This is a genomic window from Photobacterium lutimaris (assembly GCF_003025555.1).
Taxonomy (GTDB): domain Bacteria; phylum Pseudomonadota; class Gammaproteobacteria; order Enterobacterales; family Vibrionaceae; genus Photobacterium; species Photobacterium lutimaris.
Window position 1 is genome coordinate 256,131 of the sequence record NZ_PYMH01000002.1, and the last position, 20,377, is coordinate 276,507.

The 20,377-nt window shown below is 44.2% G+C and carries 14 protein-coding genes and 1 pseudogene; 7 read left to right on the forward strand and 8 right to left on the reverse strand.

The annotated features are described in order from the left end of the window. Positions 1–341 precede the first annotated feature (341 nt). From C9I99_RS06760 to C9I99_RS06770, 3 genes are all read left to right on the forward strand, one after another. Positions 342–1,343: a LysR family transcriptional regulator gene (locus C9I99_RS06760; RefSeq protein ID WP_107348113.1), complete on the forward strand. Its 1,002-nt coding sequence runs from the start codon at positions 342–344 to the stop codon at positions 1,341–1,343. Positions 1,344–1,657: 314 nt separating this feature from the next. Then, on the forward strand, positions 1,658–3,346 hold the full coding sequence (locus tag C9I99_RS06765; protein WP_107348114.1) for an NAD-dependent malic enzyme: 1,689 nt from the start codon (positions 1,658–1,660) through the stop codon (positions 3,344–3,346). Between the two features lie 1,050 nt (positions 3,347–4,396). Next, positions 4,397–5,884 (forward strand): alanine/glycine:cation symporter family protein, encoded by a 1,488-nt coding sequence (locus tag C9I99_RS06770; RefSeq protein ID WP_107348115.1) that lies wholly within the window; start codon positions 4,397–4,399, stop codon positions 5,882–5,884. A 92-nt stretch (positions 5,885–5,976) separates the two neighbouring features. On the opposite strand, the gene pepT is transcribed toward C9I99_RS06770, so the two are convergent. The 3 genes from pepT to C9I99_RS06785 form a co-directional block, all read right to left on the reverse strand. Continuing rightward, a complete protein-coding gene (pepT, locus tag C9I99_RS06775; protein WP_107348116.1) occupies positions 5,977–7,218 on the reverse strand; it encodes a peptidase T in 1,242 nt (413 codons plus the stop codon). Positions 7,219–7,300: 82 nt separating this feature from the next. Continuing rightward, positions 7,301–8,662, reverse strand: coding sequence for a C4-dicarboxylate transporter DcuC (gene dcuC / locus C9I99_RS06780; RefSeq protein WP_107348117.1), 1,362 nt, complete (start codon positions 8,660–8,662; stop codon positions 7,301–7,303). Positions 8,663–8,848: 186 nt separating this feature from the next. Further along, positions 8,849–9,709, reverse strand: a complete 861-nt coding sequence (locus tag C9I99_RS06785; protein WP_107348118.1) for a MurR/RpiR family transcriptional regulator — start codon at positions 9,707–9,709, stop codon at positions 8,849–8,851. A gap of 609 nt (positions 9,710–10,318) precedes the next feature. On the opposite strand from C9I99_RS06785, the gene C9I99_RS06790 reads away from it, so the two are divergent. Together C9I99_RS06790 and C9I99_RS06795 are read left to right on the forward strand one after the other, a co-directional pair. Beyond that, positions 10,319–12,304 (forward strand): bifunctional metallophosphatase/5'-nucleotidase, encoded by a 1,986-nt coding sequence (locus C9I99_RS06790; protein ID WP_107348119.1) that lies wholly within the window; start codon positions 10,319–10,321, stop codon positions 12,302–12,304. Positions 12,305–12,552: 248 nt separating this feature from the next. Beyond that, positions 12,553–12,888: pseudogene (locus C9I99_RS06795) on the forward strand (DUF3332 family protein); the annotation flags it as partial. 126 nt (positions 12,889–13,014) lie between these two features. Here the strand turns inward: C9I99_RS06795 and C9I99_RS06800 are convergent. The 5 genes from C9I99_RS06800 to C9I99_RS06820 all read right to left on the reverse strand — a co-directional run bounded on the left by C9I99_RS06800 (position 13,015) and on the right by C9I99_RS06820 (position 18,749). Continuing rightward, the gene (locus C9I99_RS06800; protein WP_107348121.1) at positions 13,015–13,845 is read right to left on the reverse strand and encodes a DMT family transporter; all 831 of its coding nucleotides are present in this window, start codon (positions 13,843–13,845) and stop codon (positions 13,015–13,017) included. A 206-nt stretch (positions 13,846–14,051) separates the two neighbouring features. Next, complete coding sequence (locus C9I99_RS06805) at positions 14,052–14,654, reverse strand: DUF922 domain-containing protein (protein ID WP_166645369.1); 603 nt, start codon at positions 14,652–14,654, stop codon at positions 14,052–14,054. A gap of 46 nt (positions 14,655–14,700) precedes the next feature. Then, complete coding sequence (locus C9I99_RS06810; protein ID WP_166645370.1) at positions 14,701–15,135, reverse strand: GNAT family N-acetyltransferase; 435 nt, start codon at positions 15,133–15,135, stop codon at positions 14,701–14,703. 125 nt (positions 15,136–15,260) lie between these two features. Further along, positions 15,261–17,822 (reverse strand): ExeM/NucH family extracellular endonuclease, encoded by a 2,562-nt coding sequence (locus tag C9I99_RS06815; RefSeq protein WP_107348123.1) that lies wholly within the window; start codon positions 17,820–17,822, stop codon positions 15,261–15,263. Positions 17,823–18,218: 396 nt separating this feature from the next. Then, positions 18,219–18,749 carry a glutathione peroxidase gene (locus C9I99_RS06820; protein ID WP_107348523.1) on the reverse strand — a complete coding sequence of 177 codons (531 nt, stop codon included), beginning with the start codon at positions 18,747–18,749 and terminating at the stop codon, positions 18,219–18,221. A gap of 310 nt (positions 18,750–19,059) precedes the next feature. Between C9I99_RS06820 and C9I99_RS06825 the strand changes: the two genes are divergently transcribed. Both C9I99_RS06825 and C9I99_RS06830 read left to right on the forward strand, forming a co-directional pair. Next, entirely contained in the window at positions 19,060–19,425 is a 366-nt protein-coding gene (locus C9I99_RS06825) for a hypothetical protein (protein WP_107348124.1), read from the forward strand. A gap of 433 nt (positions 19,426–19,858) precedes the next feature. Then, complete coding sequence (locus C9I99_RS06830; protein ID WP_166645371.1) at positions 19,859–20,353, forward strand: outer membrane beta-barrel protein; 495 nt, start codon at positions 19,859–19,861, stop codon at positions 20,351–20,353. Positions 20,354–20,377 lie beyond the last annotated feature (24 nt).

Here is a 20,377-nt window from a genome sequence, read left to right on the forward strand (position 1 = left end):
GGCACTTTTCCGTGATATGAGTTCTCGAATCCTTTTCTTGTCCAAGCTCAGAGCTTGAACACCTTGTTACAGCAGGTGCAACGGAAAATCTGGCTAAAGAACAGTCGCTGCCACCAGCTTCTCTTTACCCTGACTACTATCTTATGTTTACAGTCATCATTCATTGCTTTCAATCACCCGAAACCATCATAAAAGTGTCATAAAACGAGCGGGAGTATATGGCGTTATCACCAGCCAATAAACAAGCAAAATTAAAACGTATCGTTCCAATATTCAGAACGATCACTTTGTGGTTGTTTGATAAACTAGATCTAGAAGCAACGAAATAAACCAAAAACGAAATGAAGACTGAAGACATCAAACTGTTTCACAAAGTAGCTGAGTTTAACTCGCTAACAGAAACGGCCAAGTGGATGGATTTACCTAAATCCAACATCAGCCGCCGCATTAAGCAATTGGAGAGTGATCTGCAAATCAAACTCTTTCACCGCCATAGCCGCCATATTACGCTTACCGCAGCCGGATATGACTTTTATAAGTCATCCACCAAGTTCATTAATGAACTGAATCAAACAATTAGCAAGCTACAACGCCCAAATAAAGAACTAGATGGTCGGTTAAAAGTCATGATATCGCCAGTCATGATGAATATTGGAAAGTTGGTCCTGGAGTTCATGCAATTGCACCCCGCCATCAATGTTGAAATCATCAGCTCCAACGATGAACAGGATCTCATTAAGAATGACATTGATATCGCATTTAGGGTTGTGAATACTCCAACAGAAGAAAATCTGATTGCACACAAAATTCGCGAAGAACCATACGGGTTATATGCTTCACCTCAGTACTTATCGAACAACGGTACTCCAGACGCCTTGGATAAACTCGCTGAACATAATTTCATCACGTTTCGTTTTAGTAATGGTGAAGTATTTAATAAGCTGACACTGGAAGAGGGTCAAACACTCCATCTCACAAGTAACTTAACAGTTAACAGTGTCCCTCTGCTCATCGAAAGCGCTATCCAAGGCCATGGTCTGATATTGATTTCGCAAAGAGTAGGGAATTTATTCGCACAAAAAAAACTACTCGAACAAGTCATCCATAGCTACTCACCAAACTATAATTTCGGCTGGTTTGTACATCCGCCCCGCCAATACTTATCTTTAGTCACTCAAGAATTTATCAACTTTGTTCTAGATCGGATCAAACAGTTGGGCTACGACGATAATGACGCCATGAATGTTTTTAGGCTGCCTTTTTCATCACCAACCAAGCAAAACAACAAGAAAACAAACAAACACCAATCCGGCAGCGACGATGATACATTTACCGCAACATAGATACATAAATAACATAATGGCATCATTATAATATGTGTAAATGTAACATAGGTATAAGCCGTCATTTCGAGCAACAAAACAACATACAAAAGGAACACAAGAATAACCACCGGAACACACAGGCACCACCCGCGTAACAAATTATTTTTTACCGTGTTAATGACTGTAAAAAACCCCTCAAAAACTTGATCTAGCCCTCGAAATTTCTTCGCTTTCCCTTTGAATAATCAGCAAGGTAGATCTACGATTAGCGCCTAAATGGAAAATCACACGATAGCCCATTCCTTTACTACCAATGAAACAGAGTCTACTGCATGAATAACGATAAACGCCCTCTCTATATCCCTTACGCTGGCCCTGCGTTACTTGAAACTCCCCTGCTGAACAAAGGTAGTGCATTCTCTGTCGAAGAGCGCATGTTCTTCAACCTGGAAGGCTTACTTCCAGAAGCTATCGAAACCATTGAAGAACAAACAGAGCGTGCTTATAAGCAGTTTTTGAAATTCGAAAACGACATGGATAAGCACATCTACTTGCGCAACATCCAAGATACTAACGAAACCCTATTCTATCGTTTGGTCGAAAACCACATTACCGAGATGATGCCGATCATCTACACCCCGACTGTTGGTGCGGCTTGTGAAGATTTCTCAAACATCTACCGCCGTGGTCGTGGTCTTTTTATCTCATATCCTAACCGTGACCGCATTGAGGACATGCTAAACAATGCATCACGCCACAACGTAAAAGTTATCGTCGTAACAGACGGTGAGCGAATTCTTGGTTTGGGCGACCAGGGTATCGGTGGTATGGGTATTCCTATTGGTAAATTGTCGCTGTACACCGCGTGTGGTGGTATCAGCCCAGCATATACTCTACCGGTTGTTCTTGATGTGGGCACGAACAACCCTCAGCGTCTGTCTGATCCTATGTACATGGGCTGGCGTCATCCGCGTATTTCAGGCCAGGAATACGACAACTTTGTTGACGAGTTCATCCAAGCCGTTAAACAGCGCTGGCCTGATGCACTTATCCAATTTGAAGACTTCGCCCAGAAAAACGCCATGCCGCTACTTGAGCGCTACAAAAACAAGGTCTGCTGCTTCAACGATGATATCCAAGGTACGGCAGCCGTTACTGTCGGTTCACTATTGGCAGCATGTAAAGCGGCCGGCAGCAAGCTGTCTGAGCAGCGCGTAACATTCCTTGGTGCAGGCTCTGCAGGTTGCGGTATTGCAGAAGCAATTATCGCCCAGATGGTATCAGAAGGTATTTCTGATCAGCAGGCGCGTAGCCAAGTTTTCATGGTTGACCGTTGGGGCCTACTTGTTGATGACATGCCGAACCTGATTAACTTCCAGAAGAAGCTGGTTCAGACACGCTCAACAATCAATGAATGGGATACCGAAGATAACAACATCTCTCTACTGGATGTAATGCGCAATGCCAAACCAACGGTTTTGATTGGTGTTTCTGGCGTACCGGGTCTATTTAGTGAAGAAGTGATTCGTGAAATGCATGCACACTGCGAACGCCCAATCATCTTCCCACTCTCTAACCCAACCAGTCGTGTTGAAGCAACACCTGCTGATATTATCCGCTGGACAGACGGCAACGCGCTGGTAGCCACAGGCTCTCCGTTCGAACCTGTGATTCACAACGGCAAGACATACCCAATTGCTCAGTGTAATAACAGCTATATCTTCCCAGGTATCGGGCTAGGCGTTCTGGCTGTTGGTGCCCGTCGCGTGACTGATGAAATGCTAATGGAAAGTAGCCGTGCATTGGCCGAGTGCTCTCCACTGGCGATTGACGGTAACGGTGCACTGCTTCCACCATTGGAAGAAATCCAAGATGTTTCTCGTCACATCGCTTTTGCTGTCGCTAAGAAGGCCGTAGAGCAGCGTAAAGCGCCAAAGAATACCGATGACCGTATTAAAGAGAAAATCAACGACAACTTCTGGGATGCCGAATACCGTCGTTACAAGCGTACATCTTTCTAATACTGACTCGAATAAAATGGGTTACAATTGATAAAACCCGCCATAAGGCGGGTTTTTTTCACCCTATTTTTATGTCCTTATACAATATTTTTTGTATTTGCAAACTTGCCTTACTGCAATATTCTTTATTTTAGTGTTTCCTCTAAAATATTCATTAAGTTGATACTCAATAAATCAGAGTACAATTACTATAATCAGGTAACTCTGGAACAACCAGGTTACTGTCTGTATTCATAAATAGAGGTATTGGAAACAGTATGCAGGATCTGCCAATTTGCTCTCAGTGTGGCCAGGATGAAGAGTTTCTGGTTTCAGAGACTGGACATTATTTATGTATCTGCGGTCACCAATTGGAAATGGTAACGCCCGATGCAAATAAGGACAAAAGCAAACATTCTAACTATATAGAAGCGAACCAGTCCTCTTGCCCAGAGCCTAACCCGCACCACTCACCATCCACAACACTTCATTAAGTCACTCTGCGACATATGATTTAATTGGTTAAAACCGCTTTTAAAGAGCGGTTTTTAATTAACTAAATCATGAAATATTATTCATCTCCTCATTAAAAAACCTTCACAGCCATTCTCAAATGTTAAGAATTATTGAAATTCGCCCCTCTATCAACGGTTAAAAGTTCTGTGCTTTTTCGTTAAAGCAGAGTAAAAAACAAAAATAGCATCAATTCAACACCGTTCAATAAGCCGCTCACTAAGAACCAACAACAACACTTCAAGATGTTGATTATATATAGATTTTTATACAGAATGGCACACTGCAAGTTATTTTGGAGCCATTCTCATTCAAAAAGCGTGATCAGTATCACACTGAATTCATCGAATTTCATGCTAACTTACCGCCCCGTCTACAGATGAAACACCTGATTCTATGTTTCACATTTGTAACTTCAACAAGTTACACATGGCTGGGTTCTACCAGCAAATAACAAATATAAATTCAGAATCATATTCATGAACTGTCATGTAAATGGACGTTTCAGTTTACTCAATCGACCACTGATTGGTTGAGTGTCATATACAGGAAATTAGTATGAGTGTTACAAACGAAACTTGGTTGACTTCGCTTAACGATGGTTTAGAGACTATCATTGGCGCAATTAACGGTGTACTTTGGGGCCAACTCCTTGTTTACCTACTGGTAGCAGTCGGTATTTACTTCACTTTACGCCTCGGCTTTATCCAAATTCGCCAATTCCGCCATTCTATTGATGTCCTAAAAAGCGGTAAAGATGTTGATAACGGTATCAGCTCTTACCAGGTGTTCTGTACATCAATGGCAGCCCGTGTAGGTACAGGTAACATGGCCGGTGTTGCAGTTGCACTGACCGTTGGTGGCCCTGGCGCTATCTTTTGGATGTGGGTGATTGCACTATTCGGTATGTCTACTGCTTTCATCGAATCAACACTGGCGCAAATTTACAAAACTAAAGATGTTGATGGTCAATACCGTGGTGGTCCAGCCTACTACATGGAAAAAGGCTTGGGCATGCGTTGGATGGGTTCCCTATTCTCTGTATTCCTAATCATCGCATTCGGCCTTGTGTTTAATGCCGTACAAGCGAACACAATCACAGATGCACTAAGCCACTCTTTCGGCTTTGACGAAACCATCATGGGTGTTGTGATTGTTGCGTGTTCTGCGTTCTTTATCATGGGCGGTCTACGTAAGATTGCAGTAGCGTCTGCGAAGATTGTTCCAGTCATGGCTATTGGCTATCTAGCAATCGCTATGATCATCGTAATCATGAACATCACAGAGCTTCCTGCAGTGCTTACGCTTATTGTTAAGAGTGCGTTCGGCTGGCAAGAAGCAGCAGCAGGTGGTGTGGCTTATACGATTGCTCAAGCAATGCAAAGCGGTATCGCTCGTGGTCTATTCTCGAACGAAGCGGGTATGGGCTCTGCGGCTAACGTTGCAGCAAGTGCAACACCTAACCCGAACCACCCTGCTTCACAGGGTTTTGTTCAGATGCTAGGTGTATTTGTAGATACTATCGTTATCTGTTCAGCATCTGCCGCAATGATCATGCTAAGTGGTGTGATGGATCAGCCAAACGCAGCAACCGGTATCAGCCTACTGCAGCAAGCGCTAACAAGCGAGCTAGGTAGCTGGACAACATACTTCATGGCTGCCGCGATTCTACTGTTCTGTTTCTCATCTATCATTGCGAACTACAGCTACGCTGAAACCAACGTAATGTTCCTGAACGGTAACACGAAGAAAGGCCTATTTGCCTTCCGCCTGTGTGTACTAATGATGGTTATGTTCGGCTCTGTTGCATCGCTTCCAGTTGTTTGGAACCTGGCTGATGCTTCTATGGGTATGATGGCGCTAATCAACATCGTTGCTCTAGTGATGCTGTCTAAGCTGGCTATCAAGGTTATCAAAGACTACGAAACACAGCTTAAAGCCGGTAAAACGCCTGAGTTCGACCGCTCTAAGTTCCCTGAGCTTGATGATCTAGACGGCGCATGGCACCCAGAAGGCACTGAGCCAGTAGCTGCCACCGTCAAATAATCTTTTATAAGATGACAAAAAGAGCCAGCATTTATGCTGGCTCTTTTCATTTATATAAATACTACAAAACCGGTTTTACATCGAAAGCAGCTCTACTTGGCCAGTTTCTCAACCGTAATGCGGATCACATCAACCACAACATCACTGGCTGCTTGTAGCGAGTCAACCGGCAGGTATTCGTAGATGGAATGGAAATTATGCGCCCCGGTAAAGATATTCGGGCATGGCAAGCCTTTCTGCGACAACACCGCACCATCATACCCACCGCGCATAGGTATCGCTTTCATCTCGATTCCGTTGCGCAAATAAGCCTCCTTAGCGATATCAATCGGGAACCCTGCCTCCCCTTCCAAACTATTGGCGACGTTCTCATAGCGGTCTGAGAGCTCGATATTGATATGGCCTTGCCCCCAAAGCGTCTGACAGCTGTCAGCAAGTTGTTGTAAGAACGTCATACGCTGCGCATAACCCTGCTGGGTAAAATCACGGATATCCATTTTCAGAACCGTTTTCGCGCTGTTACCCGCCAGCTCTTTAACCCAGTAGTAACCTTCCCTGCCATCGGTGTATTCAGGCGCCTCTCCCGGTGGCAACATGGCAATGAACTTATGGGCCATCAATAGTGAGTTTTTCAACTTACCTTTCGCCGACATCGGGTGAGCAGACTGGCCGGTAAAAGTAACGACCGCATTACCTGCGTTCCAATTTTCATGAACAAACTCACCAATACCGCAACAATCGAGGGTATAGCCAAAGTCAGCGCCAAAACTTTCAACATCAAACGCTTTCGCGCCGCGCAAACCTTGCTCTTCATCAGGGAGAAAAGCGACCTTCACTGGGCCGTGCTCAATGTCAGGGTTGTTTGTTAATACCTGCAGCGCATGCATAATGGCTGCGATAGCGGCTTTATCGTCCGCACCTAACAAACTCGTTCCGTCGGTAACAATGATCTCCTGCCCCTGATACTGGGCGATCTCAGGAAAATCTGCTTCTTGCAACACAATGTCTAATGCTTCATTCAGCACGATATCCCCACCGTTGTACTGCACAATTTTTGCTTGGGTATCGTTCGTTTGCTCAGCGCTGGTATCAAGGTGAGCGAAGAAGGAAACAGTGGGTAAATCTTTATTAATATTGGCAGGCAACGTCGCGGTAAGAATGGCTGAATCTCGTAGCATGATCTCTTCCATGCCTAGCGCTTCCAGCTCAGCCTTTAGAAGAATCGCCAGCTCCATCTGCCCTTGGGAAGAAGGCATGATGCCTGCTGCACCTTTTTCACGGCTGGTCGTGGTATTGATGCGGGTATAATTGATAAATCTTTCGACAATGTTCATATTCAGCTCCGATTAGAATCGAAAATACGGCAGAGATAATGCCTGCCGTATACTTATTATTTGTTTTCGTTGTTAGCCCTGCTTACACAATAAGTTGCGAGCAAATCATCACCGTTAGCAAACCGCCAAGCATTGGGATTGCAGTGCGTTTTGCCAGTTCAATAGGTGAAACATTAGCAACTGCTGCACAAGCAATCACAACACCGGCTACCGGTGAGGCTGAGCGCATCAGACCTGCTGACAACTGCATTGGCAGTGCTACGTGTGCGGCAGCGGTACCGACCTGAGACGCCACGTCTGGGGCGAGGTTAGAGAAACTGAAGAACGCTGCGTTACCCGAGCCCGATAGCATGGTGATAGTAATGATAATACCCACCAGCATCACAACCATCGCTGAATAGCCAAGGCCCATATTCGCAGCCGAGTTAAGTAGTAAATCGATAAAGCCTATCGCACTAAGACCAACAACAAACACTTGAGCGGCAATGATCAGTGTGACAACACCAGCAAACACGCCGCCCATGCCTTCCAGATAGACTTTAAGAGATGCGGCTACCGTTTTACCGTCGCGGGTATAGAGGAAATCACACACCATAGAGACAAACAGGGCAATGAACATCGCCGTGACCACATCCATTTTAATAGACGTGATAGCAAACTTACTGAACGTCAACAACAGCATCAAAGGAAGAACAGGCAGGATAGCAAACCACTTCGGTGCTTCACGCTGATCTTTTGAATCAAGGTTGAACTCATGAACCACCCCATTCTCCTGATCTTTACGATCAAAGTAACGCTGGCAGAAGAAGTGAAGTACCGCAATCACAACCATCGCAGCGATTGATACAGGCAGCTGGTAGCTTGCAAAATACGTGGCAACATCAATGCCTGAGACTTCTGCAGCTTTGTTAGCAGCAGAAGAGGCAGGACCAAGATCCAAACACCCGGTGGTTGCAACAACAGCTGCCGCCGCCGCTGGGTTACAGCCCACACCGACAAGTACTGGGTACATGGCTACCAATAGCAACAGCGCTAAACCTGTCGCACTTGGAATAAAGATGTTGATCAACTGGCCAATGATATACGCCATTGCCAGAACCAAATACGGATTTTTCACATATGAGAGCGGCTTAGTCGCAATCTGCACCATGGCATTTGCCGCACCGATATGGCCCATGTACTTTGAGAAGCCTCCCACAGCCATAATAATCAGACCCAGTTTGGCTAGCGTCGTTGATGAAATGACTTTTATCACTTCAAAGAAATCGACGACAACAGAACCAGTATGTGTCCCACCTTTTGGCATAAAGTCGGTATTACCGCTTATCACCCCTAATGCAATCATCGACAGACCTGCCAAAAATAATACCGCCTGGGTATTATATTTTTTGACAATAAAATATCCGACACAAAATATTGATGGTAGAGCTAAGTATGTAATCATTAAAAACCCCTTCAATGGAGAAATTGAATTATATTTATTTAAAATGGTTTTATGTTTAAAGCGTATTAATACATCGAGAGCCTATTACATAGAGCCCACTCAGTATCTCGCCACAGTTTGAAGCGTTGTTAAAATCAACATTATTTCAAAATATAAATTTGAAGATTAATATTCAGTTAAAGAGAATTAGTTTTTAAACACACTGAATTCGTCAAATAGTCCTTCTATTCGTTTAAATCTATTATCTTTGTCTTGATGCTGTGAAAGACCTTTAATCAATGCCTCTATCAGTGCAAAACCGGCAGCACGGTTATTGAAATACCCTCGTCCCGCACTTTCAACGATAAACTGCACATCACAATACGAAACAAATGGGTTCACCGGTTGATCTGTCACTAATATGTTATGGCCGCCGCACTCATGGAACCAGCGAACGAGTTTAATCGTAATAGAAGAATAACGGTGATAAGAAATGGCCAATAATACGTCGTCTTCACACACATCTACCAATTGATGCGGTAAGGTTGAGATATCCGCTTTGAGCAGTACGACATCTTTACGTAAGTACCTTGCAAGCAGGTAGAAATACGTAGCCAGGGCTTCCGAAGAGGCACTCCCCATTACATACAGCTTCCCTTTCGAATGTCGCATCAACGCCATGGCGGATTCAAAGTCTTGCTCTGACAAGCTAATGAATGTCTTATCTAAATTATCGATAGTTTCTTGATAATGATTGGCTAACAAACCTTCTGTCGTATCTTGCGATTGTTCATGCGCATGATATTCATAACGTTCGATAGGTATTGTTAAGGTTTGTGCCAAATCATCTGACACTTCTTTTTTAAATTGAATAAAACCGCTAAAACCTAAACGCTGTAAAAAACGACCCAGCGTTGCCTTTCCTACCCCGATTTGTCTACAGAGTTCATCTATTTTTGCAAAAGGCAGCATGGTGTAGTGATCCATAAAGTAAGCCGCAATACGTTTTTCTGCCGCTGTATATGAATCAAATCTATTCACCGTATTAATGAACTCTTGCTTATTCATGGGTTTTATTTCCCGCTTTTCTTTTTCTGTGGGAAATTTTTCCACTCACAGCAAAAATAGGCAAGGGAATATGATTTTCCCAGCTAAAATTTGTGATCACCCGCTTAAGCAACACACATCCGTGTCAAACGTTAAATGTTTATCAATTATTCCGTCACACAAAATTAACAGTGGATAGCCCTACAGAATGCATTTTCCTTTTTCTGAACGCTTTTATTCATACTTCTTAAGGTCAGCTCTTTAGAGGTATGTAATATACCTCTACTATTTTGCGCTACATCAATTTAGCTATCATCGATGATTTCCCTCATGGGATATTTTTCCCAGAGCTGTTATCCGGTAATTCAACGGCTATAAGTGCTTATATAATCATCAACTGATTTATCAGTACACTTCGTTACAAGTTTATACATACAGGAAAATTTTAAGCAGCGTTTTAATCCCCCTTTTCATTCAATAACATGCAAAGTCATCGCCTAATCGTTTGGGATGCTGTGAATTGATGACATTTTCTGCCATCTTTTTGCAATTGCCCCTCCATTTCATCTCGTATATAGTGCGTACGCCTTGATTACAAAGGCTTTTCACTATCTATAAATAGGTTATCAAATGAAGTTTACTAGGCCTTTCATTGCGCTTTCTGTCACAGCTGCGCTGGCTGGTTGTGCTCAGCCCACTTTAGAAAATAACGACTCCTTTACCCTGACCGTCGCGCACATCAACGATACGCATTCCAATTTCGACCCGGTCAAATCAAGCTTCAAGGCCAATGACACCCTGGTCTACAATGAGTTCGGAGGATTCCCTCGTTTGCAGACTATGGCAGACGAATACAAGAAAGCAGCAGAAGACAATAACCAAAGCTTCTTGTTCCTCCACGGTGGTGATGCATGGCAAGGCAGTGCGTACTTCAAACTGAACGAAGGGGCAATGAATGCTGAGCTGCTGAGCCGCTTAGGTCTAGACGCAATGGCACTTGGTAACCACGAGTTCGACCTTACCAATGCTAAGCTTAACCAATTCATCAGCGATATTAACTTCCCCGTCCTCGCTGCAAATGTCGACACCAGCAACGATCCTGACCTAAAAGATCAAACCAACCTCAAGCCTTTCGTTGTTTTCGCTTTTGACGGCAACCAAAAAACAAAAATCACCGACCTAAACAACCTACCTGCAGACAAAGACATTGTTGCCGTATTCGGTATCGCACTCGATGACATGCCGAACATTGCGCCTAACACTGGCCAAGTCGAATTCCACAACATGGTGGAATCTTCACAGGCAACGGTTGATATACTGCAAGCTAAAGGCATCACCAACATTATTGCCCTAACCCATATCGGTAACGCCGTTGACGTAGCGGTTGCTTCTCAGGTTAACGGTATCGACCTGATCGTTGGTGGTCACTCGCACACCCTTTTGGGCGACTTTACCAACATCGGTCATGACCACGGCGGCGAGTATGCCCAAATGGTTCAAAACCCTAACAACCAAAGCCAGACCTGTGTCGTACAAGCCGGTCAATATGCCCAAGCTATCGGCCAGCTAGACGTTACATTTGATGCCAACGGCCAAATCACCAACTGTGCTGGTTTGAATGTACTACTAAGTAACGATGAATACTTCCATTCCCCTATGCGTGAGTCTGGAAGTGAATTCAATGCTGTTGAAACGGCTTCGGTCATTAACTTCATTGAACGTGAAGACAACATCACCATTACTGAAGAAGAAGCAGTAATGCGTCAAATCATCGACACCAAATACAAGCCAGCTGTTGATGAAGCCTACGGTAAAGTGATTGCGCAGGTACCGACAGAAATCAACCACGAGCGTCGCCCTGGTGACGGTGGTACCGATGTTCACGGCTCTGATGTTGCCCCTATCTTGGCGGCTGGTCAGTACTACTGGGCTAACTCGCCAGAAGTTGTCGCTGTAACCGGTATGAACGTTGACTTCTCTTTGATTGGTGCAGGCGGGATCCGTACCAACATTGAAGCCGGTGAATACCGTGAAGGTAACATTTCACTAGAGCTACTGCCGTTCTCTAACTTCATGTCGGTTGTACCAGTACAAGGTAAAGACATCAAAGAGCTGATCGACAGTACAGTTTCTGCCACTTTACCTGAAGGTGCTCACGCGGGTAAATTCCCATACGGTGGCCACATCCGTTACCAATACACCGAAACCACCCCTTACCAGAGCGGTAAGCTGGACTACGTTGAAGTGATGACCGGTAATGCTGATGCGCCAGTATGGACTCCGATTGAAGACAATAAAACCTACAATGTTGCCATTAACAACTATAACGCAACCGGTAACGATGGCTGGACTCCGCTATTTACCGCCCAGCAGAAATCGTCAGATCGTGTTGACCTCGCTTACGTTGACGGCAAACTGACCGGCTTCAAGGTGAAGAACATCGAAGAAGTCGGTGGTAGGTTTAAAGTTCGCTACGAAGGCGAAGCGCCAAACTGTAAGGCTGACAACGTGCGTTGTAACACTGATGCACAAGCAGTGATCGATTACATTGCAGAAAACATGCCTACGCTTAAACCGCTTGACTACAACGTTGTAACGCTTAACCGCGCCAACTAATACTTGTATTCACGGCTTTAATTAAATGAAGGGCCTACGGGCCCTTTTTTATTGCCCCCCTTTTTCATTGTCTATAGCGCCGTTCTCAACCAGCACTGAACGTATCTGGCTACTTTACTGGTTACTGCCGTGGTATTACATCAACGATTTATATCAAATGGCGCTACATGGTAAGAATCGTGTTAAGCCATTAAATACACTCCCCGACTCTAATAATAAATACCATTATCTATTTCACAGGAAGCAAGATGAAAAACGTCGTATTAAAATTTGCAGGAATAGCTATATTAGCAACAACAATGACAGGGTGTGTGGGCAGTAATGCGGTCACAGGTAAGGTTATGAAATTTAATGTCGAAACCGTTGATAATCGATACGCACGTGCCGGTGTTAACTTTCTTTTGGCACCTGTTTATGGCGTCACTAGTGCGGCAGACTACGCCGTCTTCAATTCATTAGAATTCTGGACGGGTAAAAACCCAATCACTGATTCTCCGCATATCTTTGACAGTAAAGTTGAGACCCATATCAAGGTTAATGATGACCTTGATCCAAGCTTGAAAGAAGCGCCAATAAGCCCGATTTAAAGCAATCAAAACTTATTGGGTGTAAACCACATAGCAACGACTTTGAAAACGCCTGAGACCAAGCAGTTCAGGCGTTTTATATAATGGCGAATCAGTGCCGAGTTTGGACAGAATAAAGCAACACTAGTTTCTAACTGCAAACACTAGCGCAATGCCCCCCAATATAAGTAATGTCGCGATCCCAGTTGAAATCGTAATCGCTTCCCTGAGTACTGTCCACCCTCCAATACTTGCCAATGCTGGCACCGAAAGCTGAACAACAGATGCCCGCAATATAGATAGTGTTGGTAACACCGCATACCAAATTGCATAACCGATCCCTGAAGCCACCGCCCCTGAAAGCACCGCCAACAGAGCACCACGATAAGTGATGTGTTCGATTTCCATTGATAAAGGGACGAGCACGACAACTAACACAGCGAGCAGGGATGCCAACAAGAAGTTTATAGACATGGTCAGTATTGAAGGTCGCTCGGTTGATTGCTTGCCCAGTATGGTAAAGGCCGCCCAACACATGCCCGCGATGATCATAAGTAATGCGGCGAGCACATCAGGGCGAGTCGCAGTGGGAAGTAGTAGATAACCAAAGCCAATAAGGGAAACGCCAACGCCACCCCACTCCCAAAGTTGCATTCTATTGCCACTGAAAAGATGAAAGCCAATCATACTAAACTGGACTGAAGCAAAGAGGATCAAGGCCCCTGTCCCGGTAGCTATATTCACGTATGAGAAAGAAAAAGTCGTGGCATAGCCAAACAGCATCATCGCACCGACTATATCTGACTTCTTCCAGTTAACGGGTAAATAAGATGCCTTTGAGTGCATGGCTAATGTTAAAACCACCAGCGTTATTGCGCCAGAGATTAAACGGATTAGAGTGAAACTGCCTGCATCAATAGAACCTTCTACCAACGCCAGTCGGCATAATAGGGAATTGCCTGCAAACGCCAACATGGCGCTTATCACGAAGAGCGCATTTATTACCGGTGAGCTTGACCGTGAAGAGCTGTGCAATGGTAATTTTGGCAATGAGGGCGGCCTATTGAGTGTTATAACAGCTTATCGAAGATGAAAAGTAATAATAGTTCAATCCCGTTTCATCTATGTGCATAAACTCGACTTGTAGGGCATGGCGTAACTGACCTCTTGTCTCACCTAGCTCAGAGGCTACTCACAATACCTGAGAATGGGATTTTGCAAACAGAATGATACCGCTCCTCCCCAAATGGCGATACCGCTAATTCAATTTCGCCGTGATTTGTATAAGTATCGAAACGTTCGTTATCACCTGAGATCTTCTCAACATGCTCTGCGACTTTTTTACCTTGTTCTGCACAATGACCTTTTTGTCCCTTTTCAAAGGCTAAGTACATTTCGTTAACGGACATGACAGTCAAGGCACAGTGTGTTTCTTCATGCCTATAGAGTTGCTTTATATATTCTCGATATAACTCTGTGATTTCAGGTGATACTGCTGACTTTTTTAATTGAGGTAGTTTGTAAGTGATATCTAAGCTAAACGCCTTAATTTCACAGGTATCATCATCAGTCCAATAGTCATACCTCCAGCCAGTATATCCATCCGCTTCCCGCACCTTAAGAAACAGCGGTTTTTCATCTTCGAATGATTTCTCAATGTCAGCTACCGTATCACCTTCAACTGAATATACTTCATACTGAGTTGTGAATGAAAAAGGCAATGGTGTATCAATAGCCAGCCCTCTTAGTGGCAAAAACACCAAGAAACCGATTTGTATTTTCAATAGCTTTCCTCGCCATACCCCAAGAAATAGGTGCATATTTGAACAACTAAACGTTACTTAAACCTGAGGCGTTAAACGAATACATCCGTACTTCGTCACGAGGAAACCAGCCGAGCTTTTCATAAAAGCGTTGTGCATTGAGGTTTTCATTTGCCACAAATAAGTGGGTCTTTGGTATTCCCTGCTCATTCAACGCATCAATTGCGCATGATATAAGCTGTATGCCAATGCCCTGCCCTCGGCGCGTAGCGCAAACCGCAAGATGCTGGATATAACCTCGTCTTCCATCTGTACCCACTAGGATTGCCCCTACGGTACTGGTTCCATCCATTGCAACGAAACTCAAGCCGGAGTTGCGGTTTAGATACTTAGCAATATTCTGTTGTGAGTCAGCATCCCGAAGTAGCATGGCTTCGGTTTCAGACCAAAGTTTGATGACCTGTGGGTAGTCAGAGATATCCATTTCTCGTATCAGCGTCATTCTTTTCCCTGCATGTTCTGTCTTACATGAAATAAACCATCCTACACCCAATAATAATGATTATTTCAATCTGGTCAAAAAAACAACCGGCAGATCGCCGGTTGTTTTTTGCTTTTCAAGAGACGTTATTTTTTACCGTTCTTGTGTTTGTATTCCAGTGTCACAATGATTGGATCGTGATCAGACGATGAATAGATATTGTCTGACTTCTCCAAATCGCCGGTGTGCTTGCTGCCGTATTCAAACATATCACTTTCTGCAGCATTGATGTGCCAAGCCTCCACCGCTGCGACCTTACCCACCAGTGATGGTGAAGCCAACGCATGATCCAAGCTGCCTAGCTCACCTTCAAAGCTATAGCTGTAATCCGTCTTGTGTTTCAGATTAACCAGACCATAACCTTTCTCAACCAACTGGCCCTCTTGCTCGAATACTTTGCCATCAAGCGTTGTATGCGAAGCGGTGAAGATCTTGCCACCGCGATCCACATCATCAAATGCAGTCAGCGTCAGAATAGGATCTTCCATACCGTACGAGTTCAAGTCGCCCATCACCAGCACATCACCTTTAATGTCCTGAACCGCTTCACCCAAGACTTTGGCAGCAGACACACGGAAATTGTTACAGCTACCCTGAACATCTTCGTTGTCACCGAAGATGACATCATCTTCCCAGCACGATGAGCCTTTAGACTTAAAGTGATTCACAATAATCGTTAGATCATCTTTTGCACCAGGGATGTTGAACTTCTGCATCATAGCATGGCGCTGGTAAGCACTTTTTACGCCACCGTTATCAAGCGGTGCATGCTGCTCTGGCAGCATAATTTGACGCGCTTTATTTTTCGCTTTTACTTTATGGTGACGATAAATAATCCCCACTGTAATCGCATCGGTACCAAAGTATTCAACACCTTCAAAACCGGCTTCATCTTTGAAAGTCAGATCTGATTTGTGTACCTTCACAGCACGGTAATGATCTTTTTTGTTCGATTGAGCATCGTTTAACGCATCCAGTAGTGATGCCAAGGCGCTGTTGCTGTCAAAGCCGTTATTTTCCAGCTCCATTAACGTGACAATATCAGCATCCATCGCCACAATTGCATTGACCAGTTTGGCCTGCTGGAGTGCAAATTCATCCGTTGACGGTGCGCCACGGTAGCACTTATCGCTAGGGCTTACGGATACCTCTGAACACATGTAATTTGGATTGCCAGATTCAGCGTATGAGGTGAAATAGTTAAGCACATTAAAGCCTGCGACTTTCAGCCCATTTTCATCAGCTGTTAGTGGCTCATCAGCCCTTTCATTTTCAGGTAAGCGCAACAAATCACCGCTGCCTATGGTATTTGTGGTTACCAAACGGTATTCGCCGTAGCTGTAGCCAACCATTGCAGTCAGACCAGTTAACTGATCCCCCATGCGGAGATAACCATCAACCGGGTTAAAGTTATCGAACCACGGTAGTTCACCGTTTTTGGCTTTATAATCAGATTCAACATAAACACGGCTGATTGCATTTTCTGCAGCTTGTACTTTCGCAGCTTCTGTTTCTGCTGCATATAAATGCGTTGGGTTATACAAAGGTGCGTTATGTGCCAATACCAGGTTATTTCGGTAAGACGCATAGTCAAAACTGAAGTTACGGGTGATCACCAACGGGCTATCAGCATCCAGCAACACCTGCATGCCTTCATGTCGTTCAAGAGCCGCATGAAGATCTTCCCCCTCTTGCACACGGAAACGCGTTGGGGCCGGAATGGGATTGTCTGTACTCAATACCTTGAAGGCATTATTACGAACATCGAGCTGTGTATTGCCATAATACTCTTTCACCGTCGCCTCAACACAGACTTCTGCACCCGGCTGAATTTCCTTGGATGGCGCACCGCCGCCTAAGTGAACAAAGACACCGTCAGAGGTATTTTCGTTGCCGTCCCCATATGGGTCTTGCAAGTAAAAGCCTTTATATAGACTCTCGCCTCTGGCCGTGACAACGCCACGCACAAAGTACTTGTCAGGGCTCTCGAAACTGCCATCAGGTACAAGTGGGCTGCGGTTGCCATCACCCTGCACATCGTATATAGGAACAAGATTGTCGGTATCACAGACAAACGGGTTTGGTGGCGGTGTTGAACCATCACACGCTTCAAGGCCGCTGCAGCCTAAGCCGTCAAAAGTGTCTGTTGGGAAAGTGACCCACTGTAGATCGACGTCAAAATCATTTTCAACATCTGTTCTTCCCGAAGTGATTGATGGATCTCGGCGCAGCGTCACGTCCTTGGCAAAATCTTCACGCACGCCAAGTTGGCCTAAGCTATCAATGATCTCTTCACCTTCAAACAAAACAACAACATCATCACCATTAAAGCTCAAGCTGCCAGATGACTGATCACCGACATCTTTGATGTCTTGCGCGGCTGAACTATGGTGAAGCACATAACTCTCACCGCCAGCTAAATTGACATCATTCAAACCAATCGTGGTGCCGAATGAGTTTGCACCATTCATCGCCAGGCGAATACTATATTCTGAGAGGTTAATTCCAGATTCAGATAGGTTTGTCACTTCTACCGCTTTATTATTACTGGTTCCTTCAACATATTCCGTTATTAATAGCTGTGCTGAAACAGAAGATGACATCAACGCCAATGCAATCGCACTGGACAATGTTTTTATGTGTGTCATATGTAAACTCCGATATAAATAAAACCTAAGCACTGCTCGCACCCAGGCTTCCAACTGATATTATTTTTATGCTCAGTGATTAATTATTTATTAAAGACAGCTTTGATTTAATATCAAAAACATCATTACGAGCAGGCTCTATTCTCATATACCAATGTTACAAATATCAATTCAAAATGAGATGAAACGGAGTTTTTATTCAACTTCTGACTCAAGCGCACAAGGTTACATATCAATACAACACTAACTCACAATTACACAACTAACACGTTGAAATAAAAAGCCAAAAATGCAAGCAGTTAGCTACTTACCCAACAAGACCAGTAAAACTGCCCACAGCTCTTCATGTGGGGACCGTGAAGATTGATAGAGGCGCATGGAATATACGCTTTAGGGTTATTGCAATGCTTTTTCTATCGCGCCTAACATTGCTGGTTCTGTGGGGTTTGTTTGACTAGAGAATACAGCTACAACATCACCTTTACGGTTAATAATATATTTATAAAAGTTCCAATTCGGCGATAAGCCTGATTGCTTTGATAAATGCTGAAACACTGGATTTACTTTTTCACCTATTACAGATGTCCGTTCCATCATAGGAAAAGTTACCCCGTAATCTAGATAACAAACTTTCGCCGTATTCTCTTCACTGCCTCTGTCTTGGTTGAAGTCATTTGAAGGGAAACCAATAACAGAAAACCCCTGGTCTTTATATTGCTGATAGACAGCTTCAAGCTGTTCAAACTGGGGGGTGAAACCACATTGGCTAGCGGTATTGACGACCACTAACACCTGGCCGGCGAATTGCTCACATAACTGGACTGAATCCGTTGAGTTGAGCTTATTAAATGAGTGATTCATCCACCCCTTACACTCTGCCGGTTTTTCCGCTTTAGCTTCAGGTATAGCCAATATCACTGCCACCATACAAGCGCCAAGCATGCTAGCGGCTAATGCTAAGCGACGTAACCGATCATTTTTTGGGCTTTGACGTAGGTGAAGAGATCTAACCCGCTGTTGATCCTTATCGAAGTGTTGATTCATGATTGACTCCTATTGCCAGTGAGACAGCAAAATTGCGGATGTAAAACATACATTTGTGTACGCATTTTCCCGGTGAACTGATCACAACATGCTCGTTAATTAAGCATATACCGTCCTATCCCTTTAACCCTATCGCCACCTCCATTACACTTAGCCAGTTAAAATCGCAGTATCACGCCGAAGGACAGTTCGAATGCCACAAGTAAACATTATTCCAAACCCTCAAATCGCCATTATCTTCAAAGGTTGGGCTGAAGATTGGGCCAAAGAAGGTCAGACTAACCAAAAGGACATGGCCAACAAGTTCCACACCGTATACCGAATTGCGGCTGATATGTTTATCAAAGGCGGTGAAATCGATATGGAATTTCTAACGGCTTTGTTTGAGGACTGTAAGCAGAAGCTTGAAAATGCCCATGCGATGAATGAAAAAGTGAAGCAGATGTTTAAAGAAAACGATGAGCGCGCCGATGCGATCATCGCTAAAATCAACACCACAGCGCAAGATGCCGCGCATGTGGTTCGCTACTTAGGCCAGTTACTAAAACCTGCGAACTAAACCAAGCCAACAAAAAGGCTCTAGCCATTTCTTGGCTGAGAGAATGTTGGTGAAGTGGAAGAGATGACAGCCCGCCTTAAAGCGCATCTCTCCACTCTACCAACGCGCGAATGTGTTCCGCCCCATTCCGCCGTCAAGTATGGTTAGTTTCTTCATGGTAGGCCTATACAACATTGCTACTGGTTGTATTGAACCATATTGCCAATAAATTCACCGAATAAACATTCAATACGGCTTGATACTGATACTGGGATAGCACGTCACCTGTCACATTTTCATTTGTTAAAATCGAAATTTCACCTTTGCCTTAATGCCAATTGTGATGGCTTTATCGATATTAAATATCCAGCGCTACTACATCGAAAATAACGTTTTATTCCACCGATTATTTCTATACCCTTGTGCCGATTTTGAATATAAAGGCTATAAGTGCATGAAAAAGCTATATTTTACTGCCATCACACTCGCTATTACTTTGTCTTCCCAAGTCAGCGCAAACGATGAAAACCGCCACCGTTTGGGTGTTGGTTATAGCACGACGGATGCTGAGGTGATGGGCCTAAGCTTTGGTTACGGGGACGGTATCAAACTTGAGTATGGATATGATGCAAACAAATACCTTAGCGCTCATATTTCATACGAGAAAAATGATGAAGGACTTCTGAGAGGCGATACAATGAAGCTAGGTGGCGATGCCGGCTATACATTCTACGGAGAAAATGTCTCGATAAAGCCTTTCATTTCAGGTGGTATCTATCTCTATGAAGAGAATTTTTATGATGACAGCGGCATATATTTCGGCTTTGGTGCACGCGCGTCTTATAAAAACTTCTATGCTGATGTGAGACAAGAATTCTTTGACATGAAAGATCAGGGCGTTAGCGTTGATATTGACCAGTTTTCCTTTACTATCGGCCTTAAAATCTGACAGTAAGGGTTGCCACATTTAAGG